Below are 23,545 nucleotides of genomic sequence, written 5' to 3'. Positions count from 1 at the left end.
TCACTCCGCCTCGGCGAGCAGCGCCGCCAGTTCGGTCTCGGACAGCCCCTCCACCTCGGCCAGGATCGCCGCCAGGTCCCCCTCGTCGGCGGCGTCGAGCTGGGCCTCGGTGATCAGACGGGCGGCCACGGCGGCGGTGAGGTCCTCGTCGAAGAGCCGGTCGACGGGAAGCTCCACGCCGTACGCCTCCTGGACCTGGGCCAGGAACCGGACCAGCGTCAGGGACTGGCCACCGGCGGCGAAGAAGTCGTCGGCCGCCGAGCCCGGCCTCAGCCCGAGCTCTGTCCACATGCGTAAGACGGCCGCCGCCGTGGCGTCCGCCCCGTCGGGCGTGGCGGGCTCGCTCATCTCGGCCTCCGGGCGCTGCGTGGGCGCATGTCCGTCCAGACCTCGTCGATGCGGTCGAGGCAGTGCTGCTTCGAGCCGACCGTGCCGTCGGGGCGCCATCCGGCGGGCGGCTGCTCGCCGGCCGGCCAGATGGAGTACTGCTCCTCGTCGTTGAGCACGACCTGGTAGCTCCCCTCGTCAGCTTCCACCGGTCTCACCTTTCCTTCTCGCCGGATGTGACCACCGGTCGCGCCGCCGTTCCCACCGGCGCGACCCGGTTCGCGGGCGCCGCCGGGTCCGCGGGCGCCGCCGGGTCCGCGGCCGCGCGTCGCCGCCGCACCTTCGCCTCGCGCGCCCGGGCGCCGACCAGGTCGTCAGGCATCGCGTCGGGCACCCGCTCGTCGAAGCGCACCAGGTTCGGCAGCCGCAGGCTGATCAGCACCTGGATCACCATGACGGCGGACAGGACCAGGAAGAGCAGCGCGGTACCGCGACCCGGGCCGGTGCCGATGACCGCGCCGACCGTGCCGGCGAGCGCTCCGCCCGGGGCCAGCAGCGGTTCGAAGACCCGGCTGCCCAGCGGGGCCACCACCGCGTACCCGATCGGGATCGTGGAGAACGCGATGACCGTGTTGACCGCGAACACCCGGGCGTGGAAGCGCTGCGGCACCTTCACCTGGACCACGGTGGCGTAGATCCCATTCGCCAGGGTCAGCCCGAAGAACATGCCGAACGCGCCGACCGCCACCACCGCCTCGTTGGCCCGCAGGCCCGGCACCGCGCTGGAGACCGCGAGCACCAGGACCGCCCAGAGCATGCCGCGCACGCGGCGGATCCGGGGCCCGCCCCACAGGCTCATCAGCAGCCCGGCGACGATCCCGCCGAGCCCGGTCGCCATGCTGACGCGGGCGACCGCGTTGAGATCCGCGAAGGAGAGCACCAGCGGCGAGACGAGCAGGAACAGCGCCGTCATGAACAGGTTGAGCACCGCGAAGAAGATCAGCACCGGCCGCAGGCCGCTGTCGCCCAGCGCGTACCGCCAGCCGCCGGCGACCTCGGTGAGGAACGGTTCGCGGCGCCGCCACGGCATCGTGTTGGGGAACCGGACCAGCAGGGTCACGGTGGTCGCGAACAGGTAGCTCGCCACGTCCAGCACCAGCACGCCGCGCAGGCCGACCGCGGCCATCAGGCCGGCGGCGATGATCGGGACGACGAACTGCCCGGCGCCCTGGGTCATCTGCACCACGCCGTTGGCGTGGCCGAGGTACCGCTTGGGCACCAACTGCGGGACCGCCGCGTTGTACGCCAGCCGCTGGAAGGTCAGCGACACCGACAGCGCGACCAGCAGGACGTAGATGTGGCCGACCGCGAGGTGCCCGGTCAGCACGATGCCGAGCAGCACCGCCTGGCTGCCGCCGGCCGCGATGTCACCGAACAGCATCACCCGGCGCCGGTCGTACCGGTCGACCACCGCGCCGGCGATCGGGGCGACCAGCATGCCCGGTACCAGTCCGAGCACGGCGAAGACGGCGAACCGGACGATCGAGCCGGTCTGCATGTATATCCACAGTGGGATGGCGAACTCGGTGAGCGCCGAACCCATCATGGAGGTCAGTTGCCCGAAGGCCACCAGCAGGAAGCGGCGCATGCTCGGCTGGGGCACCGTCGCACCGGCCCGCGCCCGGGACCGGTCCGGACCGGCGGTGGTTCGTTTCGGGTCCGCGGTCGGTGGTCCCTGCGCCTCGGCCGGATCCATCGCCGTGGGCCGGCCCTGTGCCTCGGCGGAGTCAATCGCGGTGGGCTGGCTCTGCGCCTCGGCCGGGTCCATCGCGGCGGGGCGGCCCTGCGCCTCGGCCGGGTCTATGGTGGACCGGGCGAGCACCGACCACCCGCCGTCGCGGTCCGCGAGCGCCTCGTCCGTCCGGTGCACCGAGGTCACGATCTCGGCCAGCTCGGCCGCCCGATACTTCAGGAAGTAGTGCCCGCCCTCGTCGAGCACGACCAGCGCGGCCTGCCGGGCGAGGAAGTGCCACTCGCGGTAGCGCTCGCGGTAGAACTCGGTCTCGGAGTCCCGCTCCCCCACCACGGAGACCACCGGCGCCCGCAGCGGCTCCACCTGCTCGGCGAACAGCCCGGTGAAGTACTCCTCGGCCGCCACGGCCTGCTGCCGCATCGTCCGCACGATCGCGTTCGCCTCGGCCGGGTCCAGCTCGGCCAGGTCCACGCCCATCGAGCGCAGCCAGTTCTCGTAGCCCCGGTTGCCGCGCAGCCGGTCGCGGCGGGCCAGTTTGGACAGCAGCACCATCGCCCGCCCGGTCGGCCGGGCGAAGGGGAAGGTGGCGCCCAGGTAGACCGCGTCGATCGTCCGGCCGGCCGCCTCAAGCCGGCGGGCGACCTCGACGAGCAGCGCGGAGCCGACGCAGTGCCCATAGAGGACGAGTGGGCCGTCCACCCGGTCGAGCACCTCGGCCGCGCACCGGGCGGCCAGCTCGTCGAAGGGCAGCGCCTGCTCCTGCACCCCGACGTCCTGACCGGGGATCGACAGGGCGTAGAGGGACCACCCGGGCTGCAGCGCATCGGCCAGCGGCTGGTACACCACCGCGCTGCCGCCGCCGTACGGAACGCAGACGAGGGTGCCGACGCGCTGCCCCGACGGCTTGGTCAGCTCGTGCAGCAGCCGGCGCGGGCCGCGCTGCTCGACCGGGGTCTCCACCAGCTCGGCCAGGGCCCGGATGGTGCGGTACTGGAACAGTTCCAGCACGGAGACGCCGGCCGGGGCGGTGTGCCGCAGCTTCGCCGCCACCTGGGTGGCGATCAGCGAGTGGCCGCCCAGGTCGAAGAAGTCGTCGTCGATGCCGACGGTGTCGAGGCCGAGCACCTCCCGCCAGATGCCGGCGATCAGCCGCTCGGTGTCCGTGCGCGGCTCGACCAGCGCGGCCGACCCGTCACGTTGGACCACCGGCGCGGGCAGCGCGCGGCGGTCGAGCTTGCCGTTGGGCAGCAACGGCAGGGTGTCCAGCGGCACGATCGCGGCGGGCACCAGGTAGTCCGGCAGCCGGGAGCGCAGCGCCGCCCGCAGCGCCGACGGGTCCGCCGCTCCGCCCTGGTCGGGCGCGCCGGCGCCGGGCTGTTCGGTGACCACGTAGGCGACGAGCCGCTTGTCGCCCGGCCGGTCCTCGCGGACCACGACCGCCGCGTCCCGAACGCCGGGCTGCTCCCGCAGCGCCGCACCGATCTCGCCCAGTTCGATGCGCAGGCCGCGCAGCTTCACCTGGTCGTCCCGGCGGCCCAGGAAGTCGACCGTGCCGTCGGCCCGCCACCGGGCGACGTCGCCGGTCGCGTACATCCGCGTGCCCGGCGGGCCGTACGGGTCCGGCCGGAACCGCTCGGCGGTGAGCCCGGGCCGGTTGAGGTAGCCGCGGGCCAGCCCGGTGCCGGCGATGAACAGTTCGCCGGGCACGCCGACCGGCACCGGCCGCAGGGCCTCGTCCAGTATGTACAGCGACGTGTTCTGGATCGGTGCGCCGATCGGAACCCGGGCCAGCCCGGCGAGCCCCTCGGGGCGGCAATGCCAGGCGGAGACGTCCACGGCCGCCTCGGTCGGGCCGTACAGGTTATGCAGCTGCGCGGGGAGCGTGGCCAGGCAGCGGGTCGCCAGGTCCACCGGCAGTTCCTCGCCGCTGCAGATGACCCGGCGCAGCGAGGTGCACCGGGAGACGCCCTCGGTGCCGAGGAAGATGGCGAGCATCGACGGTACGAAGTGGACCGTGGTGACCCGCTCGGTGTGGATTAGGTCGCGCAGGTACTCCGCGTCGCGGTGGCCGTCGGGCCGGGCGAGCACCAGCCGGGCACCGGCCAGCAGCGGCCAGAAGAACTCCCAGACCGACACGTCGAAGCTGGCCGGGGTCTTCTGCAGCACCACGTCGTCGGGGCCCAACCGGTAGACGCGCTGCATCCAGTCCAGCCGGTTGACGATGCCCCGGTGCGTGTTGGGCACGCCCTTCGGCCGCCCGGTGGAGCCGGAGGTGTAGATGATGTAGGCGGCGTCGGACTGCCGGGGCCCACGCTCGGCCCCGTCGACCATGGGCTCAGCGCGCGGCGCCTCCTCCTCGTCCCGATCCAAACCGATGATCGACGCGGCGGATGCGGCGGGCAGCCGGGCGGTCAGGTGTGCCTGGGTCAGCAGCACCGGCGCGGCGGAGTCGGCGAGCATGAACGCCAACCGATCGGCCGGGTACTGCGGATCCAGCGGCACGTACGCGGCGCCGGTCCGCAGGACCGCGTAGAGCGCGACGACCAGTTCGAGGGAGCGGTCGGCGCAGACCGCCACGAGGCTGTCCGGCCCGATGCCCCGCCCGCGCAGCCGGTCGGCCAGGGCGGCGGCCCGCTCGTCGAGCTGGGCGTAGGTCAGGTGCGACCCCTCGAAGGTGACGGCCACGGCGTCGGGGCTGCGACGTACCGTCTCCGCGATCAGCGAGGGCAGCGTGGCGTCGGCCGGGATGTCGACCTCGACCGGCGCGGTGAGCAGGGCCCGTCGCTCCGGCGCGTCCAACAGGTCCACTTCAGACAGTCGCCGACCGGGGTCGGCCACGACGGCGGCCAGCAAGCGGTCCAGGTGCCCGGCGAGGCGGGCGACCGTACCCGGTGCGAACAGGTCGGTGTTGTAGACGAAGGTGGCCCACGCCCGCCCGTTCGACTCGTAGACGTAGATCTCCAGGTCGAACCGGGTCGCGGTGACCGGTCCGGGCACGTCGCTGATGGCGAGCCCGGCCGCATCGTCGGCGGCGGGCGTCCCGACCCCGGCACGCCCACCGTGCTCGGCGTAGTTCTGTAGCGCGAAGAGGACCTGGAACAGCGGCGGACGGCGCACGTCACGCGCTACGTTCAGCTCCTGGACGAGTTGCTCGAACGGCAACTCCTGGTGGGCGTACGCGTCGAGACACCTCTCCCGGGTACGCCGCAGCAGCTCGGTGAAACTCGGGTCGCCGTCCAGCGCGGCACGCATCGTCAGCATGTTGACGAACGTGCCGATGAGGCCCTCCAGCTCGGGCCGGAGGCGGCCGGCGACCGGCGACCCCACGGCGAAGTCGCGCTGCCCGCTGTGCCGGCCCAGCACCGCGTGCACCGCGGCGAGCAGCGTCATGTAGAGGGTGGTGCCGTGGGCCCGGCCCAGCTCGGCGAGGCCGGCGCGCAGGTCGGCGTCGAGGGCGACGGTGTGGGCCGCGCCGGGGAAGGCTTGGCGGGCCGGCCGGGGGTGGTCGGTCGGCAGGTCCAGCGGTTCCAGCCCGGCCAGCGCCGGCCGCCAGTACGCCAGGTCGGCGTCCTTGGCGGGCCCGGCCATCCGCTCGCGTTGCCAGGCCGCGTAGTCGCCGTACCGCACCGGCAGCTCGGGCAGGGGTGACGCGGCGCCGGCCTGGGCGGCGGCGTAGAGCGCGCGCAGCTCGGCGGCGAACAGGTCGATCGCCCACCCGTCGGCGACGATGTGGTGGATCGCCAGGACGAGGAGGTGGTCGTCGGCCGTCCCGTCGCCGGGCGACAGGCGCAGCAGCAGCGGCCGCATGAGCGGGCCGGTTTCGAGGTCGAAGGGCTCCGCCAGGTGTGCCGCGACCAGATCCTGGGCCCGGGCGAGCCGGCCGTCCGCGTCATCGTCACCCGTCGTGGGAGCCGGGAGGACCGGCAGGCCGCGCGGCGCGGGCGGGTCGATGACCACCACGGGGCGGCCGTCGCCGGCATCGCGGAACCGGCTGCGCAGCGTCTCGTGCCGGGCCACCACCCCGTCGTAGGCCGCACCCAACGCGGCCACGTCCAACGCGCCGCGCAGCCGCAACACCACGGCGATGGTGTACGCGCCCGTGCCCGGCGCCAGCTGCTCCATGAACCACAGCCGCTCCTGGGCGAAGGACAGCGGCGGTGCGTCGTCGCCGGTGCGCACCGGAACCGCGTCCGCGCTCTGGCCGCCGGCTGCGCCGCTGTCGGCATTGTCCGGGTCGGGCTCGATCTCGTCCAGCGCGGCCGCGACGCCCTCCACGGTGGAGGCGGCGAACACGGCGCGCAGCGGCAGGTCGACTCCGGTCGCGGCGCGCAACCGGGCGACCACCTTCATCGCGAGCAGCGAGTGCCCGCCGCGGGCGAAGAAGTCGTCGTAGACGCCGACCCGGTCGAGCCCGAGCACGTCGGCCCACACCCGGGCGACGAGCTCCTCGGCCGGCGTGCGCGGCGCCACGTACACCGGCGCGGCGACGGGCGCCGCCGCGGTGCCGGCCGTGTCAGCCAGGTCCGCGGTGGCCGCCCGATCCGCGGCGAGCAGCCGGTCCCGCCCGGCCGGGTCGCCGGCCTCCACGGTAGACAGTCGATGGTCGGGTGCCGCGGCGAGCGCGCCGAGCAGCGCGACGAACCGGTCGGCCAGATCCGCCACGGTGGCCCGTTCGAACAGCTCGCCGCGGTAGCCGAAGGTCACCCGCAGGCCGCGGTCCTGCTGCCAGACGTCCACGCTCAGGTCGAACTTGACCTGCCGCAGGCCGCCGTCGAAGAACTCACCCGCCACACCGGGCAGCACCTCGACCCCGGCGCCCTGCTCCGTGTGCAGGACGAACATGGTCTGGAACACCGGCGTCCGGCCGGGGTACCGGGGGATGCCGGCGGAGGCGAGCAGCTCGTCGAAGGGCACCTCCGGGTTGGCGTACGCGGCGAGCGCCGTCTCCCGCGTCCGGTCCAGCAGCTGCCGGAACGTCGGGTCGCCGGAGAGGTCCCCGCGCAGCGCCAGGGTGTTGACGAAGAACCCGACCAGGTTCGCCACCTCGACCCGCGGCCGGTGCTCGATCGGTGAGCCGACGCAGATGTCGTCCTGGCCGGTGAACCGGCCCAGCAGTACCTGGTAGGCGGCCAGCAGCACCATGTATGGCGTGCACCGCGCCTCGGTGGCGACCCGCTGGAGATCCAGGGCGAGTCGCCGGGGCACGTAAACGTCGAGGTACTCGCCATCCGCGCTGGGGACCGCCGGCCACGGCCGGTCGGTGGGCAGGTCCAGCGCGGGCACCCCGGCGAGCTGACCCCGCCAGTACGCCAGCGCTTCGGCACCGGCACCCGCGACGGCGCGGGACCGTTGCCAGGCCGCGTAGTCCGAGTACTGCACGGGCAGCTCGGGCAGGTCGGGCTCCCGGTCCTCCAGATAGGACGCGTAGCACTCGCGCAGCTCGTCCACGAGCAGGCCGGCCGAACGCCCGTCGCCGGCGATGTGGTGCAGCACCACGCACAGCACGTGGTCGTCGGTGTCCAGGCGGACCAGCCCGGCGCGCACCAGCGGCCCGGTCACCAGGTCGAAGGGGCCGTTGAGCCAATCGGCGACGAGCGCGTGCGTCCACTCGACCGGATCCGGCTCGCCGGCCGGTACCGCCACCCGGTGCAGCGGCACGCCGGAGGGTGGGGCCACCACCTGCCGCGCCTCGCCGTCCTCCGCCACGAAGCGGGTCCGCAGCGCCTCGTGCCGCTCCACCACCGCGCCGAGCGCCCGCTCCAGCAGGTCCGCGTCGACCGGCCCGCGCAGCCGGTAGGTGAGGTAGATGTTGTACGAGGCGTCGGCCGGGTCGAGCTGGTGCAGGAACCACAACCGTTCCTGGCCGAAGGTCAGCGGTGCCGGCGGGGCGTCCGGCGGCCGCGGGGCCAGCGGTTCGTCGGCCGAGCCGGGCGCCGCTTCCGCGCGCAGCCCGTCGAGCACCTCGGCCAGGCCGGCGACGGTCGAGTGCCGGAACAGCGCCCGGATCGGCACGTCGCAGCCGGTGGCGGCGCGCAGCCGGGCCATCACCTGGATGGCCAGCAGCGAGTGGCCGCCGAGGGCGAAGAAGTCATCGTCCGCCCCGACGCCGCGCGGCCCGGCGCCCGCCGGGTCGGCCGGCTCGGCGGCCTCGTCGAGCCCGAGCACGCCGGCCCAGATCCGGGCGACGAGCACCTCCGTGGCGGTACGCGGTGCCACGTAGCCGCCCTCGGCCGGCTGTGAGCCCGGCGCGGGCAGTGCCTCCCGGTCGACCTTTCCGTTGGTGGTCAACGGGATCTGGTCCACCACCAGCAGGTGGGACGGGATGAGGAAGGCCGGCAGCCGCCCCGCGAGCGCGGCGCGCAGGTCCGCCGGGGCGAGCCCGTCGCCGGCCACATAACCGACCAGCGTGAGGTGACCCGCCTGGTCCGGCCGGGCCAGGGCCGCCGCCTGCCGTACTCCGGGCAGGGCGCTCAACGCCGCCGCGACCTCACCGGGCTCAACCCGGTAGCCGCGGATCTTCACCTGGTCGTCGAGGCGGCCGAGGAACTCCAGCTGCCCGTCGGGGCGCCAGCGCGCCAGGTCGCCGGTACGGTACAGCCGGGCGCCCGCCGGGCCGTACGGGTCGGGCCGGAACCGCTGCGCGGTCAGGCCCGGCTGGCCCAGGTATCCCCGGGCCACGCCCGCACCGCCAATGCACAGCTCGCCCGGGACGCCCGGCGGCACCAGCCGCAGCTGATCGTCCACGATGTACACGCGGGAGTCCGCGATGGGCGAGCCGATCGGTGGAAGGCCGCCGCCGTCGCCGTTGAGCCGGGCCGCGGTCGCGATCACGGTCGTCTCGGTCGGACCGTACGTGTTGAGTATCTCGACCCGGTCGCCGAAGTGTGCCCGCCAGCGGGCGAGCGCGTCGGCCCGCACCTGGTCCGCGCCGAGGATCAGCAGCCGCAGCGTCGCCGGCCAGCGCACCTGGTCCAGCTCGCCGACCAGCTCGTGCCAGTACGGCGTGGGCAGGTCCAGCACGGTGATGCCGGCGCCGGCCGGGCCGGCGAGCAGGTCCGGCAGCTGCTCACCCGGCGGCAGGAGCACCAGCCGGGCGCCGCAGCTCAGCGCCGGCCAGACCTCCTCCACGTGGGTGTCGAAGCTGACCGAGGCGAACTGCACCACCTGGTCCGCATCGGTCAGTGCGTACCGCTGGCGCATCCAGGCCGCCCGGGCGGCGAGCGCTCCCCGGGACACGCCGACGCCCTTGGGCGTGCCGGTTGATCCGGAGGTGTAGATGACGTACGCGAGGTCCGCGGAGGACGCCGCCGGCGATGGTCCTCCATGGACGACCTCGGCGGGAGCCTCGTCGACGCAGATGACCGTGGCGGTGGTGGCGGGCAGCCCGTCCCGCAGGCCCGACTCGGTCACCAGCACGGCCGGAGCACTGTCGCGCAGCAGGAACTCCACCCGGGCGGCCGGATAGTCGACGTCCACCGGCACGTACGCCCCACCGGCCTTGAGCACCGCGAGGAGGGCGACGATCAGCTCCGGGGTGCGTGGCAGCGCGACGGCGACCGCCCGGTCCGGGCCCACCCCGTAGCCGCGCAACCGCGCGGCGAGCACATCGGCACGCCGCTCCAGCTCGGCGTAGCTGAGCCGGACGGCGCCCCCCACGACCGCGACCGCCTCGGGCCTGGCCGCCGCGGCGGCCGCGACGAGCGCGACCACGTCATCGACGCCGGCCCCCGCGGCGCCGGCACCGAGCGCGAGCAGTTCGTCCCGCTCCCCCGCCGCCAGCAGGTCCAATTGGGACAGCGGTGCGTCCGGGTCGGCCACGGCGGCCGACAGCAGCGCCTCGAACCGGTGGGCCAGCCGGGCCACGGTCGACGCGTCGAAGAGGTCGGCGCTGTAGTTGACCGCCAGGTCCAGCCCGTCCGGCTCCTCCCACGCGTCGACCATCAGGTCGAACTTGGCCTGGGCGAAGCCGTCGTCGAAGAACTCCGCGGCGACGCCGGGCAGCACCCGGGTGCCGGCGCCGGCCTCGGAGTGGAGGATCAGCATGGTCTGGAACAGCGGGGTCCGGCTGAGGTCGCGCGCCAGGTTGAGCGACGCGGTCAGCCGCTCGAAGGGGACGTCCTGGTGGGCGTACGCGGCGAGCGCGGTCTGCCGGGTGCGGCCCAGCAACTGCCGGAACGTCGGGTCGCCGGAGAGGTCGCCGCGCAGCGCCAGCGTGTTGACGAAGAGCCCGACCACGTCGTCGAAGCCGGCGGGCCGGCCGGAGATGGAGGAGCCGACGCAGACGTCGTCCTGGCCCGCGTGCCGGCCGAGCAGCGCCTGGTACCCGGCGAGCAGCACCATGAACAGGGTGCAGCCCTGATCGGCGGCCAACTGCCGCAGCGACGCCGCCAACGGGGCGGGGAGGTGGTGCCGGACGAAGCCACCGTGCGCGCTTCGCACCACCGGACGCGGCCGGTCGGTGGGCAGCTCCAGCACGGACACACCGACGAGGCGCTCCCGCCAGTACGACAGGGATTCCTCGTCCGCGGCGGCCCGGTCTCGCTGGCGGGCCGCGAAGTCGGCGTACTGGAAGGCGGGGCGCGGCAGCGCCGGTGCCTCGCCGGCCGCCAGCGCCTGGTACCCCGCGAACAGCTCGTCAAGGATCAGCCCGAGCGACCGCCCGTCGCCGACGATGTGGTGGACCACCAGGCACAGCACGTGGTCGTCGGCGCCGAGCCGGATCAGCCCGGCCCGCACCAGCGGTCCGGCGGCGAGGTCGAACGGCGCGTTGGTCCACGCCGCCACCCGCTCCCGCGCCCAGGCCACCGGGTCGGCGACGCCGGCCGGCACGGTCGCCTGCGGCACGGTCAGCCCGCCGGGTGGCGCGACCACCTGCGCCGGCCGGCCGTCGTCGGCCACGAACCGGGTCCGCAACACATCGTGCCGGTCCACCACCGCACCCAGCGCCCGCTCCAGCAGGGTGCCGTCGAGCGGGCCGCGCAGCCGGTAGACCAGGTACATGTTGTACGAAGCGTCGTCCGGATCGAGGCGGTGCAGGAACCACAGCCGTTCCTGGCCGAAGGAGAGCGGGATCGTGTCGGACTTGTCCACTATGGTCGGCTGTGGATCGGTCGTGACGTGGACGGGCAGCGCGTCCAGCGCCGCGGCCAGCTCGGCCAGGCCCGGGTGGCGGAAGAGCATGCCGGCGGGGACTTCCCGGCCGCTCTCGGTCGAGAGCCGCGCCGCCGCCGTCATCGCCAGCAGGGAATGCCCGCCGAGCGCGAAGAAGTCGTCGGTCGCGCCGGGCCGGGACCCGTCGAGCAGGTCGGCCCACACCCGGGCGACCAGTTCCTCGGTCGGGGTGCGCGGTGGCACGTACTCGGCGACGGGACGCGCGCCGTCCGACGGCGCGGGCAGCGCCGCCCGGTCGAGCTTGCCGTTCGGGGTCATCGGCAACCGCGGCAGCGGCACGTAATGGTCCGGCACCATGTACTGCGGCAGCACCCGGGCCAGCGCGGCGCGCCACCCCGCCGGGTCCGCCTCGGCGCCCGGCTCCAGCCGCAGGTACGCCGCGAGCGTCTCTCGCTCCGGGGCGGGCGCACCGCCCGGGGCAACCCCGTCCCGCACCACCACGGCGGTCTCGGCGACGCCGGGCAGCTCGCCGAGCCGCGCCTCGATCTCGCCCAGCTCGATCCGGTACCCGTGCAGTTTGACCTGGTTGTCGGCGCGCCCGAGGAACTCCAGTTGCCCGTCTCCGCGCCAGCGGGCAAGGTCGCCGGTGCGGTAGAGGCGCGCGCCCGGTGCCCCGGACGGGTCCGGGCGGAACCGGTCGGCGGTCAGCCCCGGCCGGCCCAGGTAGCCCCGGGCCACGCCGAGACCGCCGAGGCACAGTTCACCCGGCACGCCGAGGGGCTGCACCCGGCCGTGCCCGTCGCAGATGTACGCGCGGGTGTTGGCCATCGGCGTACCGATGAGCACCTCGCCGGGGTCCGCCGGCACCTCCCAGGCCGTCGACCAGATCGTGGTCTCGGTCGGTCCGTACACATTGATCAGTCGCCCGACCCGGCCGCGCAGCTCGCGGGCGAGGGGCAGCGGCAGCGCCTCGCCACCGGCGAGCGCCGTGACCGCCCGGCCGGCGGCGCCACCGCCGGCCCCGCCGGTGAACCCGGCGGCGAGCAGCAGCCGCCAGCGCGACGGCGTGGTCTGCACGTGGGTGACGCCGGCCCGGTCGATGAGCGCGTTGAGGGCGGCACCGTCGCGGCCGGCCAGCTCGTCGGCGACCACGAGCCGGCCACCGCTGACCAGGGGCAGATACAGCTCCAGCGCGGCGATGTCGAACGCCAGCGAGGTCACGGCGAGCCAACGGTCCGCCGGTCCGGCGTCGAGTCGCTGGCGCATGTCCTCGATGAAGTTGCCCAGTGCGCGGTGGTCGACCGCGACGCCCTTGGGCCGGCCGGTCGAGCCGGAGGTGTAGAGCACGTACGCCACGTCGTGCGCCGCCGGCCGCGCACCGTCGGGCTCCGTGGGTTCGGGGGCCGCGTCCTCGTCGGCCAGGACGACGGTGGCGTCGTGCGGCGGCAGCGCGTCGACCAGGGCGCGATCGGCCAGCAGTACGGGCGCGGCACAGTCGGCGAGCACGAACGCCTGCCGGGCCGGCGGATATTCGGGGTCGATGGGAACGTAGGCCGCCCCCGCCCGCCACACCGCGAGCGTGGCGACGACCAGCCGCGCCGAACGGCCGACGCAGACCCCGACGAGTCCACCCGGCCGGGTACCGGCGGCGCGGAGCCGCCGGGCGAGCGCCTCGACCCGGGTGTCCAGCTCGGCGTAGCTCAGTGCCTCGTCGCCGGCCCGCACCGCGATGGCGTCCGGCGTCGCGCGGGTTTGGCGCTCGACCAGGTCCGCGACGGTGGCCGCGGGCACCGGCGTGGCCGTGTCGTTCCAGCCGTTTACCAGCGCCTCCTCGGCGGCGGTGCGGCACCGCACCGAGTCGGGCGCGGCGTCCAGGTTCGCCCCGAGCGCGGTCACCAGCGCGCCGAACTGGTCCGCGAGCCGCTCGACCGCCCCGTTCTCCAGGGCGCCGGCCGGATGGCGGAAGGTGACCTCGGCACCGCCGTCCGGCAGTGGGGTCGCCTCCACGATCAGGTCGAGGTCGTCCCCGCCGACCTCGTGGTGCCAGACGTCGACGTCCAGCCCGGACCAGGCGCCGTGGTCGGCGCGGTGCCGGTGCAGGTACAGCGCGACCTGGAACAGCGGGTGTACGCCCGGGCGGCGCGGCGCGTTCACCGCGGCAACGACCCGGTCGAACGGCGCCTCCCGGGCGAACGCCTCCACCACCGTGCGCCGCACCCGCCGCAGCACCTCGGCGAACGAGTCCACACCGGACAGGTCGGTGCGCAGGGCCAGCGGGTTGACGAAGCAGCCGACGACCGATTCCACCTCGACCCGGCCGCGCCCGGAGGAGACGGTGCCGACGGTGATGTCGGTCGCGCCGGTGTACCGGGCCAGCAGCACCTTCAACGCGGCGAGCAGCGCGACGAACGGGGTCGGGTTCGCGCCCCCGCGCCGCAACCGGTCCACACTGCCAGCGGGCAGCCGCACCCGCACGCTGTGCGGCGCGCCACCGGGCCGGGCGGCCCGGTCGGTGGCGACCGGCAGCCGCAGGTCGGCGGGGGCCGGGGTCAGCCGCTCCCGCCAGTACGCGAGGCGGTCGGCGGCCAGCGCCCGTTGCGGTGAGCCGGCCAGCCAGGCGGCGTAGTCGGCATACTGCACGGCGGGTGCGGGTGGCGGGTCGACGCGCTCGCCCGTCGCCGCCGAGTAGCCCGCGGCCAGCTCGCGCAGCACGGCCTCCACGGACTGCTCGTCGAAGGCGATGTGGTGCCCGGCGAACAGCAGCGCGTGGTCGTGTTCGGCGAGCCGGAACACCGTGACCCGCAGCAGCGGTCCGGCCGCCAGGTCGAACCGTTCCGCGGCGGCCGCCGCGGCCAGCGCCTGCGCCTGCCGCTCCCGCTGCCCGGCGGGCAGATCGGTCAGGTCGACCATGGTAAATAGCCCCTGGGCCGGCGAGCCGGGGGCCGGCGCGGGCAGGATGCGCTGCCGGGGACGCAGCTCGGCGCCGGCCGCGACCGGGGCGGCGAAGTAGACCGTGCGCATCGACTCGTGGCGGGCGATGACCTCCGCCAGCGCCCGCTCGACGGCCTCGGGGCGCAGCGCTCCCCGCAGGCGCAGGCCGAACGTCGCGTTCGGGACCGTGACGCGGTCCGGCGCGACCTGGCCGGCGAGCCAGATCCGCTCCTGGGCCGGGGTGCAGGGGAAGGTCCGCCCGTCGCGCGGTTGCGGCCGGATCGCCCCGTCGACCGGGTCGGCGGTGTCCACACCGGACCGCCGCTCCGCCAGCAGCCGGACGAGCGCGGCGTGCCGGAGCGGATCGAGGTCGGCTAATTGGGCCCGGGCAGACTGAGGAGCAGAAAAATGCATGGTGAACGTACCCCCGTAGCGTCACCGTCGGCCACCACACGAATTGCCTGGTGCCGCGTCCAAAAGAGCAGGTCGCACCCCATGGGAGCGCTTCCATGCGGCGTACGTTACAAACAGAAATAGTGATCGTCAAGCAGATGGCCACCCGCCCCGACCCAATACCGGTCTATGCCCGTATTTGTCTGGCAGGGTGCCCGGAAGGAGCGCCATGGCAACAGTTCTCATGGTCACTCACGGCACGGCCGGCGACGTGTTACCGTTCGCCCGCATCGGCAGCGCCCTCGCGCGGCAGGGGCACGAGGTCACGCTGTGCACGCACGCGCCGTACGAACGGACCGCCCGCCGCGCGGGCCTTGACTTCGCCGCCGTCGACACCGGGGAGTCCTATGTGGACATGCTGGCCGGCTCGGCGGAGCTGCTGGCGGTACGCCACCCGGCCGACCTGCGGCGGTTCTACCAGCGGTCCGGCCTGTTCGCGCAGATGCGCCGCGAGGTCGACCTGCTCGCCGAGCGGCACCGTCCGGATCGGACCGTCCTGGTTGGCCGGCACACCTCGGCCCTGTCCGTACGGATCGCCGCCGACCTGCTCGGGGCGCCCGCGGCCTGGGTGGCGGTGGCACCGGTCCAACTGGTCGTCGCGCCGGTCGCCGCCGCGCACGCGGCGCGCGGACTCGCCGGCGGCATCGACGAGGTACGCGCGGAGGTCGGGCTCGCGCCGGTCGGCGACTGGAGCGGGTGGCTGCGCCCGGCCCACACGATCGGGTTGTGGCCCCGGTGGTTCGAGGAGGCGGGCACCCCGACCCGGGCCGAGCTGGCCGGGTTCGTCACCGGCGACGAGCTGGCCGGGTTCGCCGAACCCACCGGAACCGAGCCCACCGGAGCCAAGCCGGCCGGAACCGAACCCGGCGCAACCGAGCCCACCGCAACCGAACCGGCCGGAACCGAGCCCACCGGAAGCGAGCCGGAGGTGCCGGCGGAGGTTGCCGCGCTGCTCGCCGGCGACCAACCCCCGGTGCTGGTCACCGGGGGCACCGGGCAACTGCTGCACGAGCGGTTCTATCCGGTCGCACTGGACGCGGTCGCCCGTACCGGCCGCGCCGGTCTCGTCGTCACGCCCGACCGCGCCGTCCTGCCCGACCGGCTGCCCGCCGGGCTGCACTGGTACCCCCGCCTGCCCTTTCCCGCGATATTTCCGCGGGTGGCGGCGGTGCTGCACCACGGCGGAATCGGCACCGCCGTACGCGCGCTGCGCAGCGCGACCCCGCAGGTCATCATGGCGTACGGGGCCGACCGGCCGGACAACGCCGAGCGACTGGCGGCGCACGGTCTCGCCCGCTGGACGGCCGAACACGAGTGGTCCGCCCCGGCGGTCGCCGCGCAGCTCGACGGTGCCCTCGCCGACCGGGGCTATCGGGACCGCGCCACGCGCTACACCGGCGAACCGGAGCACGCGGCGCCCCTTCGAGCCACGCGGCTCATAGCGTCGCTTGTGGACGGATCGGCCGGTGCGGGCGCCGCAAGCGGAGGCCCCACCGAGGCCAACGCGGGTGGCGAGCTGCCGCGCCGGCTACGCCAGCTGTCGCCGCAGCAGCGTGCCCTGCTGTTGCGTCGCCTCCGTGGGGCCTGATCCCCGGCTCCCCATCGATCTGAGGGCGGTGCCGCGCAGCCGCGGTCAGCGGGCGGGGCCACGAGCGGATCGCGCTCGCCGGCCCCGCCCAGCGGGCGGGCCGAGCATCAGGTGGGCCGCGACGCGGGAACCGACCCCGGGCTCAGGCTCCTGACGACCGTCGCTTGGATCGAGTCGAGCGGGACCGGTCCGAACAGCCGGGAGTCGAAGCCCGCGCTGTCCCCCAGGACCACGACCATGCCGGGCGGGACGACACCGGCCGGTGCCCGACCGGGCGGTATGCCGGGCGGCAAAAGATCTCCTGCCACCGCCACCACCCGCTTGATGAGCCACCGGCCCGAAGCCGTCGCGCTCGGCGGCGGTGCCGTCATCCTGAGCGGCGGCGCCGCGACCGCTCCGGCGGGTATCGCCGCACCGCTGGGGCGGTGCAACACCACGACATCGCCGCGGCCCGGCGACGACACCTCGCCGTGGCGCTTAGATCGGCCCGTCCACCGCCGCGCCAGGACCACGTCACCGTCATGGAGGGCCGGTGCCATGCTGCCGCCCCGCACCCGGACCACCATCCATCGCCGCCGCACCAACAGCACCGCCACGAGCGGGGCGACCGCAAGCAGCGCCAGCGCGGCGTAGCCCGCCAGCGGCACCGACCACGCCCGTGAGGCGAGGTCGAGCGCGGCGCCCGCGCGGCCGGTAGCACCGGTCACGCCGGCACAGGCACCTGGAAGCCGACCGACTCGACCACGCCTTCCTCCCGGACGGCGATGAACGCCGGAAAGCCGCGGACGCCGAACGCCCGCGCCAGCGGCCCTTCCGGCTCCTCGATGACCACGTCCGTCCCGGCGAGCGCGGAGAGCACCGGGGCGACGTCGCCACCGTCGCGGACCACGACCGCCAGCACGTCGCCGGGGTGGCCGTCCGCGGCGGCGCGGAAGTCGCCGAGCCGCTCATGGCAGGCCGGGCAGTTGGGCGAGAAGAAGCCGACGAGCGTCGGGCCGCCAAGGGACGCGCGGCTCACCACTCGGTCATCCACGGTGGAGGCGGTGAAGTCGCCCACCTGTTCACCCGCCGCCATAGTGGACACCAATGGCGGCTCCGCCACGGCGCCCAGGCGCGTCTCGTAGGAGCGTAGGCGGCGCACCACGCCGAGCACGACGATGAGATTGAACAGCGTGAGCGCGGCGAGGAACAGCACCGCGACGAACAGTGCGTCGGTCATCGCTCGCCCGTTCGTTCCTGCACCGGCAACGGTGGCTCCTTCCTGGTACCGCGGGCGTTCCGAACCGGCGGAGCCGGGCGAACGACCGCGACCGCGGCTGACGGCCGACCGCCTTGGCGAACGGGGCGGCCGGAACACCGGCCACGGCGGTCACCGGTGTCGGCGACCGGCCGCGGCGCGGTGGACGCTGACACGATTCAGCAGGTGCCCCATGCCTCGCAGGGGTAGCAGTGGTTGGGAACTTGCGGGCAGCCGTTCATGCACTTGCGGCGGTAGCGCAAGCCAAGCGTGCAGCCACAGCTTTCCCATACGTAGGCGCAGGCGGCGTCCGCCTGCGCGGTGGGGACGAGACGTGCGAGGACGCGGTCGGCTAACCGATTCAGGGTCTGGACCATGGCTGAGTTCCTCCCGTGAGGTGACGCTTGATAGGCAGCGTGATCGATAAGTTGCCCGATGTCAATGGGAGCGTTCCCGCGCCGGCGCTCCGCGGTCGTCGCGAACCGTCCTTCATGGACTCTCATGGCGCCGGCGCTGCCCGCTCCCGGCGGTGCGCCTGGCCATCCCGCCCGGGGGCACCACAGTCCATAGTGGTCGCAGTAGGGTGCCCTCGCTCGTGCGGACGCAAGCGAGGGCACCGTACCGAGGCGGCTAGGACTTCTTGCACTGGCCCGGCGGGATACCGGTCTCACTGGTGTTGAGCGCCGCCTTGTCCTCGAGGCCGAACTTGGTGCTGGGCATCTGGCAGAGCGCGACCGGGTCGGCGTCCAGGTTGCCGCCACAGGTGTAGTTGTTCGCGTCGCTGGTGCTGCCGCTTCCGCGGTAGATGGCCTTCTGCGGGAAGGAACAGACGACCGGGAAGCCGCTCGTGCGGGCGATCCGGTCGGGGGCTACGCCGTCCTCGACCCAGGCCATCAACTCGGGCAGGAACGGCTGGGCGGAGTGGCCCATACCGGGCACGAGGAACAGGCGGTACCAGTCCTGGATGGCCGCGAAGTTCGCCTGGCCCGTGCCGTAGTACCGGGCGGCCTGCCGGTAGCGGTCGACATCGTTGCGGTACTGGATCGCCGAGTCCGCGGTGCCGTGGTAGACCATGATTTTCAGGCCGAGGTCGCGGGCCCTGGTGATGTCGCGCTGCCAGCCGGAGGTGAGCCGGGCCGTCGTGGCCGCGGTCAGTACCGCCTCCTGTTCGTAGGTGACGGCGTTCGTCACGTCCACCCCGGCCGCGGCCGCGAGGGCGATCGACTCCCGGTCCTGGTACAGGTTGTTCCCGTCGAAGGTCAGGTCCGCGCGGTTCCACCGCATGACCTGGACGGTGCTGGCCTGCGTGGTGGTGCTCGTGCCGAGGTTGATGCCGCGGTCGTACGGGTACCAGATCCGCAGCCCGTGGCTGTTGCGCGGGCCGTCCCACATCGTGTCGATGCCGTTGGCCTGGATCCTGTTCACGCAGTTCGGTGCCGCGGGAGCGCCGGCGGCGCCGCAGATGTTGTTGGTGGCGCTCCAGGTGCAGGAACGGGGGTCGCCGAGGAGGCCGTCGCGCACCCCGTCGTCGCCGTCGCAGGCCGCGACGGCGGCCGCGGTGGCCGCGGTCATCTGCCCCTGCGTGATCGGATCGGTCTGCTGGGCGACCTTCTTGCGGACGATCTCATCCCAGGAGTCGGCGAGCCGGAACTGCTGCCAGTCGGCGGCCGGCGCCCCGATCAGCGCGCCGTCGTACTCCTCCGGGTACTGGGTCACCTGGGTCCAGCCCATGTGTCCACCGCCGGAGAAGCCCTGCCAGTAGGTGTAGCTGACCGGACTGCCGTAGTAGGTCCTGGCGATCTCCTTGGCCAGCCGTACCGCGAGGCCGTTGGACCGGCCGATCCAGTCCGTGATCTTCCCGGTGTCCAGGGTGTTCGTCTCCTGGATGACACCGAAGTCCGAGCCCGGGCCGTGGCCGGAGTCGGTGCCCCCGCCGATCGCCCCCATCGTGATCATGCTCCGGAGGTCCGGGACGCTGCCCTGGGATCCGCCGCCGGCGGTCATGATCATTCGTCCGGTCCAGTCATCCCCGGGCCGGCAGCGCGAATCGCATGGTGATGGACTGTGACTCACCGTCGGCGTAGCCGGCGGCGGGCCCGGACACGCCCGGGGTGGACCAGTTGACGTCCACCTGGCAGTACGCCATGCCCGACGTCTCCTGCTCCGACGAGGCGACGCTCACCACCGCGGGGTTCCCCACCAGACCCCGGGCCGGGTCGACCGCCAGATCCGCGCAGGTCGGAAGGCCCTGCGCCGCCGCGGCCGACGTCCCCATCGCGACCAGACACGGGACCGCGACTGCCAATACCGTGGCCGCCGCGGCCACCCTCCGTCGTTGCATGGCACTCCTCCTCATTCCTGGGTCGCCTCAGCCGTCGTTCCCATCGGGAGGTCGAGGACTGGGTTGATCGAGGCAACGCTGAGCAACAGGCTGGGCGGACGATACGAATGGCCGCTCGGCCGCGGCAAGGAATCGCTTCCGTTGGATGAAATGCGGGCCAGCGCGCCGACCGCCGCCCCGCGTACGCGCGGGGACCTCGTTCGGCTGGCGCCGCGGGCCAGGATGCCGGCCGCCGACCCGGACGCTCTTGTGTGGACGCTGTCCGGCCGGTCGTACACGTCAACGCACGTCGATCCGGTGCGGGTCGGCGGCGGGGCAGCCGGCGCAGAAATGTCATGAGCACCCGTTGACGTGTGGCCCGCCCCATGCAACTGTTCCGGGATAAGAACGACCGTTCGCTTTGCGAACAGGCGGTCCGGGCCATGGCCGACCTGATGCCCGGTCAGGAAGGAGGCAACCGTGGCCCCTGGTGTCCGAACCGCGGGGTCGAGCGTCACCTCCCGGGCGCTCGCGATCCTCGCCGCGTTCGACATCGAGCGCCCGGTTCTGACGCTCACCGACATCGCCCGGCGGACCGACCTGCCGCTGCCGACGGTGCACCGGCTGGTCGGCGAACTTGCCGCCTGGGGTGCCCTGACCCGCGGCCCGGACGGCGGATACCGCATCGGTGTCCGGCTGTGGGAGGTGGCCCTGCTCTCGCCGTTGCACACCCGGCTGCGCGAGATCGCGGTCCCGTTTCTGCACGACCTGTACGAGACGACCCGGGAGAACATTCACCTCGCGGTCCGCAACGGCACCGAGGCGCTCTACATAGAGAAGTTCACCGGGCACCGGGCGGTGCCGATCATCTCCCGGGTCGGGGGGAGGTTGCCGCTGCACGCCACCGGGGTGGGCAAGGCCCTGCTCGCCTTCTCCGGGCCGGCGTTCGTCGCGTCCTACCTGCATGACCCGCTGCCCCGCTGCACCCCGTACACCATCACCGAGCCCGGCCGGCTCGCCGGCGAACTCGCCCTGGTCCGCCGGCGCGGCTGGGCGCAGACCCGTGAGGAGATGACGCTCGGGTCGTGCTCCGTCGCGGTACCCGTCCTCGACCCCGACGGGACGGTGACGGCTTCCCTCGGCATCGTCGTGCACAGCCTCCGGGCGAACCTCGAACGGCTCGTGCCGGCGCTACGCGGCGCCGCCCGCGATGTGGCCGGCCGCCTCGCCGATACCGCGGGCGACCCGTACCCCGGCCTGCGTCACCAGTTCACCCCCCGGCGGCCGTCGATGCGGAAGGAGAGCGCCTGAATGCGGCGGGACGCGGCCGAGGTCGGCGTCCACTCCACGGCGCCCGACTCGCGCCCGACCGTCCACCCGGTGCCGGGCTGGCTGACGCTGCTCGGTGTACTGCTGCTGGGGCTGAACCTGCGGGCGGCGATCGCCGCGCTCTCCCCGCTGCTCCCGGACGTCCAGGCCGACCTAGGCCTCTCCCGCGGCATGGCGGGGCTGCTCACGACGCTGCCGGTGCTGTGCTTCGCGCTGCTGTCCTCGGCCGCCGCGCTGCTCGGCCGCCGGGTCGGAATCGAAGTCGCCCTCCTGCTGGCGATGCTCGGGGTACTCGCGGGCAGCCTGCTGCGCACGCTACCCACCGCCGGCTGGATGCTGGCCGGCACGGCCGTCATCGGCGCCGGGATCGCCGTGGGCAACGTGATGATGCCGAGCATCGTCAAACAGGACTTCCCCGCGCACCAAGGGCTGGTGACCGGGCTGAGCACCTCGGCTCTGACGGGCGGAGCCGCCATCGCGGCGGCGGTGAGCGCGCCGCTGGCACACTCGGCCGGGCTCGGCTGGCGCGGCTCGCTGCTCGTGATCGGCGCCTTCGCCGGCCTCACGGCGCTCGTCTGGCTGCCCCAACTGCGCGCCCGCCGCACCACCCCGCCGCTCCGGACGGGCGGCGCCTCCGTACTGCGCAACCCCGTCACCTGGCAGCTGGCCGTCTTCATGGCAATGCAGTCAGTCACCTACTACGCGGTGCTGGCGTGGCTGCCCGCGCTGCTGGTCGACCGGGGGATATCCGCCGCCCGGGCCGGCTGGGCGCTGGCGCTGTTCAACCTGCTCGGCATCGCCACCGCCGTGCTGGTGCCGGTGCTCGCCGCCCGCCGGCCCGACCAGCGCGTCCTGGCGCTGCTGACCAGTGGCGCCTGGGCGGTCGGGCTGGTCGGCCTGCTGGCCGTACCGTCGCTCTACCTGCTCTGGTCGCTGGTCGCCGGACTCGCGCAGGGCGCCGGCATCGGTCTGGCGCTGGCCCTGATCGTGCTGCGCGCCGCGTCGCCCGAATCCGCCCGCGACCTGTCCGGCGCCGTGCAGGCGATCGGCTACCTCCTCGGCTCGACCGGGCCGCTGATCGTCGGAGTGCTGCTCGACGGGTCGGGCGGGTGGAACCTACCGCTGCTCGCCCTCTGCGGTGCGACCGCGGTGATGGCCCTATCGTCGTACGGGGCGGCACGCAACCGCCCGGTGTGACCGCAACCGCCGGGACCGCTTTCACTGGACGGAAGCCGGAGCGGGTCCACCGCGATCGGATCCGGCAGGCTGGCACCACCAGGAACGCCTTCGCGGCGGGTCAACGGCAGAGCGGAAGGAACACGATGCGTACCCAGGTCGGGATCGTCGGAGCCGGACCGGCCGGTCTGATGTTGTCGCACCTGCTGCACTTGCGGGGCATCGACACGGTGGTGCTCGAATGCCGCAGCCGCGACCACGTGGAGCGGCGGGTCCGCGCCGGCGTGCTCGAACAGGGCTCGGTCGACCTCCTGGTGCGCACCGGCGTGGGTGAGCGCCTGCTCCGCGAAGGGCTACGCCACGAGGGCATCGAACTGCGCTTCGACGGCGAGTCGCACCGCGTGCCGATGACCGAACTGACCGGCCGCGCGATCACGGTGTACGGGCAGCAGGAGGTGGTGAAGGATCTGATCGCCGCCCGGCTGGCCACCGGCGGCCGGATCCTCTTCGAGGTCGACGACGTACGCCCGGGCGGGCTCGACACCGACGCCCCGGTCATCCGTTTCCGCCACGGCGGGCGGGCGGCGGAACTGCACTGCGACTTCGTCGCCGGCTGCGACGGTTTCCACGGGGTGAGCCGGGCGGCCGTGCCGGCCGGGGTGCTGAGCACGTACGAGCGCACCTACCCCTTCGCGTGGCTGGGCGTCCTCGCCGCCGCTCCCCCGGCCGTCGACGAGCTCATCTACGCCTACCACGAACGCGGCTTCGCGCTCTACAGCCTGCGCTCCCCGCAGGTGTCGCGGCTCTACCTACAGGTCGCCCCGGACGAGGACATCGCCGACTGGCCGGACGAGCGGATCTGGTCGGAACTGCGGACCCGGCTGGAGACGGTGCCGGGCTGGTCGCTCAACGAGGGGCCGATCCTAGCGAAGGGCATCACCCCGATGCGCAGCTTCGTCGTGGAACCCATGCGGTGGCAACGGCTGTTCCTCGCCGGCGACGCCGTGCACATCGTGCCGCCGACCGGCGCGAAGGGCATGAACCTGGCGCTGTCCGACGTCGCGCTGCTCGGCGACGCGTTCGCCGCCTGGTACGCCGGCGGCCGCACCGACCTGCTCGACGCCTACTCCCGTACGGCCCTGGAGCGGGTCTGGCGCGCCCAGCACTTTTCCTGGTGGATGACCTCCCTGCTGCACCGCCTCAACACCGACGACCCGTATGAGGCGAAGCTGCAATCCGCGCAACTGCGCTACGTCACGACGTCGCGGGCGTACGCGACCAGCCTCGCCGAGAACTACGTTGGGCCGCCCGGCTGACCAC

General features: G+C 73.9%; 11 protein-coding genes. 4 read left to right on the top strand and 7 right to left on the bottom strand.

Annotated features, from left to right (window positions below):
* From KJS59_RS09090 to KJS59_RS09080, 3 genes are read right to left on the bottom strand one after another with little or no spacing between them, the layout of a single operon-like run.
* The gene (locus KJS59_RS09090) at positions 1-348 is read right to left on the bottom strand and encodes a phosphopantetheine-binding protein (protein WP_213452011.1); all 348 of its coding nucleotides are present in this window, start codon (positions 346-348) and stop codon (positions 1-3) included.
* The gene (locus KJS59_RS09085; protein WP_213452009.1) at positions 345-545 is read right to left on the bottom strand and encodes an MbtH family protein; all 201 of its coding nucleotides are present in this window, start codon (positions 543-545) and stop codon (positions 345-347) included. The genes KJS59_RS09090 and KJS59_RS09085 overlap by 4 nt, the downstream gene beginning before the upstream one ends.
* On the bottom strand, positions 542-14,536 hold the full coding sequence (locus tag KJS59_RS09080) for a non-ribosomal peptide synthetase/MFS transporter (RefSeq protein WP_213452007.1): 13,995 nt from the start codon (positions 14,534-14,536) through the stop codon (positions 542-544). Before KJS59_RS09080 ends, KJS59_RS09085 begins: the two co-directional genes overlap by 4 nt.
* A gap of 208 nt (positions 14,537-14,744) precedes the next feature.
* On the opposite strand from KJS59_RS09080, the gene KJS59_RS31725 reads away from it, so the two are divergent.
* Entirely contained in the window at positions 14,745-16,163 is a 1,419-nt protein-coding gene (locus KJS59_RS31725; RefSeq protein WP_213452006.1) for a glycosyltransferase, read from the top strand.
* A gap of 107 nt (positions 16,164-16,270) precedes the next feature.
* On the opposite strand, the gene KJS59_RS09070 is transcribed toward KJS59_RS31725, so the two are convergent.
* The 4 genes from KJS59_RS09070 to KJS59_RS09055 form a co-directional block, all read right to left on the bottom strand.
* A complete protein-coding gene (locus KJS59_RS09070; RefSeq protein WP_213452004.1) occupies positions 16,271-16,870 on the bottom strand; it encodes a S26 family signal peptidase in 600 nt (199 codons plus the stop codon).
* A complete protein-coding gene (locus KJS59_RS09065) occupies positions 16,867-17,382 on the bottom strand; it encodes a TlpA family protein disulfide reductase (protein WP_213452002.1) in 516 nt (171 codons plus the stop codon). The genes KJS59_RS09070 and KJS59_RS09065 overlap by 4 nt, the downstream gene beginning before the upstream one ends.
* A gap of 648 nt (positions 17,383-18,030) precedes the next feature.
* On the bottom strand, positions 18,031-19,404 hold the full coding sequence (locus KJS59_RS09060) for a tannase/feruloyl esterase family alpha/beta hydrolase (RefSeq protein WP_213452000.1): 1,374 nt from the start codon (positions 19,402-19,404) through the stop codon (positions 18,031-18,033).
* Between the two features lie 19 nt (positions 19,405-19,423).
* Positions 19,424-19,741, bottom strand: a complete 318-nt coding sequence (locus KJS59_RS09055) for a hypothetical protein (protein WP_213451998.1) — start codon at positions 19,739-19,741, stop codon at positions 19,424-19,426.
* A 459-nt stretch (positions 19,742-20,200) separates the two neighbouring features.
* On the opposite strand from KJS59_RS09055, the gene KJS59_RS09050 reads away from it, so the two are divergent.
* The 3 genes from KJS59_RS09050 (at position 20,201) to KJS59_RS09040 (ending at position 23,541) form a co-directional block, all read left to right on the top strand.
* Positions 20,201-21,031 (top strand): IclR family transcriptional regulator, encoded by an 831-nt coding sequence (locus tag KJS59_RS09050; protein ID WP_213451996.1) that lies wholly within the window; start codon positions 20,201-20,203, stop codon positions 21,029-21,031.
* A complete protein-coding gene (locus KJS59_RS09045) occupies positions 21,032-22,246 on the top strand; it encodes an MFS transporter (RefSeq protein ID WP_213451995.1) in 1,215 nt (404 codons plus the stop codon).
* A 125-nt stretch (positions 22,247-22,371) separates the two neighbouring features.
* Entirely contained in the window at positions 22,372-23,541 is a 1,170-nt protein-coding gene (locus KJS59_RS09040) for a 4-hydroxybenzoate 3-monooxygenase (protein ID WP_213451993.1), read from the top strand.
* The last annotated feature ends 4 nt before the right edge of the window (positions 23,542-23,545 follow it).

It is taken from the genome of Rhizomonospora bruguierae (assembly GCF_018397995.1).
Lineage (GTDB): Bacteria > Actinomycetota > Actinomycetes > Mycobacteriales > Micromonosporaceae > Rhizomonospora > Rhizomonospora bruguierae.
The sequence above is the reverse complement of the archived record's forward strand: the minus strand, read 5'-3'. Positions and strand labels throughout refer to the sequence as shown.

What these genes read in the sequence shown, in the direction of transcription:
- KJS59_RS09090 (WP_213452011.1), bottom strand. Translation starts at nt 348, where the DNA reads ATGAGCGAGCCCGCCACGCCCGACGGGGCGGACGCCACGGCGGCGGCC.
- KJS59_RS09080 (WP_213452007.1), bottom strand. Translation starts at nt 14,536, where the DNA reads ATGCATTTTTCTGCTCCTCAGTCTGCCCGGGCCCAATTAGCCGACCTC.
- KJS59_RS09055 (WP_213451998.1), bottom strand. Translation starts at nt 19,741, where the DNA reads ATGCAACGACGGAGGGTGGCCGCGGCGGCCACGGTATTGGCAGTCGCG.
- KJS59_RS09040 (WP_213451993.1), top strand. Translation starts at nt 22,372, where the DNA reads ATGCGTACCCAGGTCGGGATCGTCGGAGCCGGACCGGCCGGTCTGATG.
- KJS59_RS09060 (WP_213452000.1), bottom strand. Translation starts at nt 19,404, where the DNA reads ATGACCGCCGGCGGCGGATCCCAGGGCAGCGTCCCGGACCTCCGGAGC.
- KJS59_RS09045 (WP_213451995.1), top strand. Translation starts at nt 21,032, where the DNA reads ATGCGGCGGGACGCGGCCGAGGTCGGCGTCCACTCCACGGCGCCCGAC.
- KJS59_RS09065 (WP_213452002.1), bottom strand. Translation starts at nt 17,382, where the DNA reads ATGACCGACGCACTGTTCGTCGCGGTGCTGTTCCTCGCCGCGCTCACG.
- KJS59_RS31725 (WP_213452006.1), top strand. Translation starts at nt 14,745, where the DNA reads ATGGCAACAGTTCTCATGGTCACTCACGGCACGGCCGGCGACGTGTTA.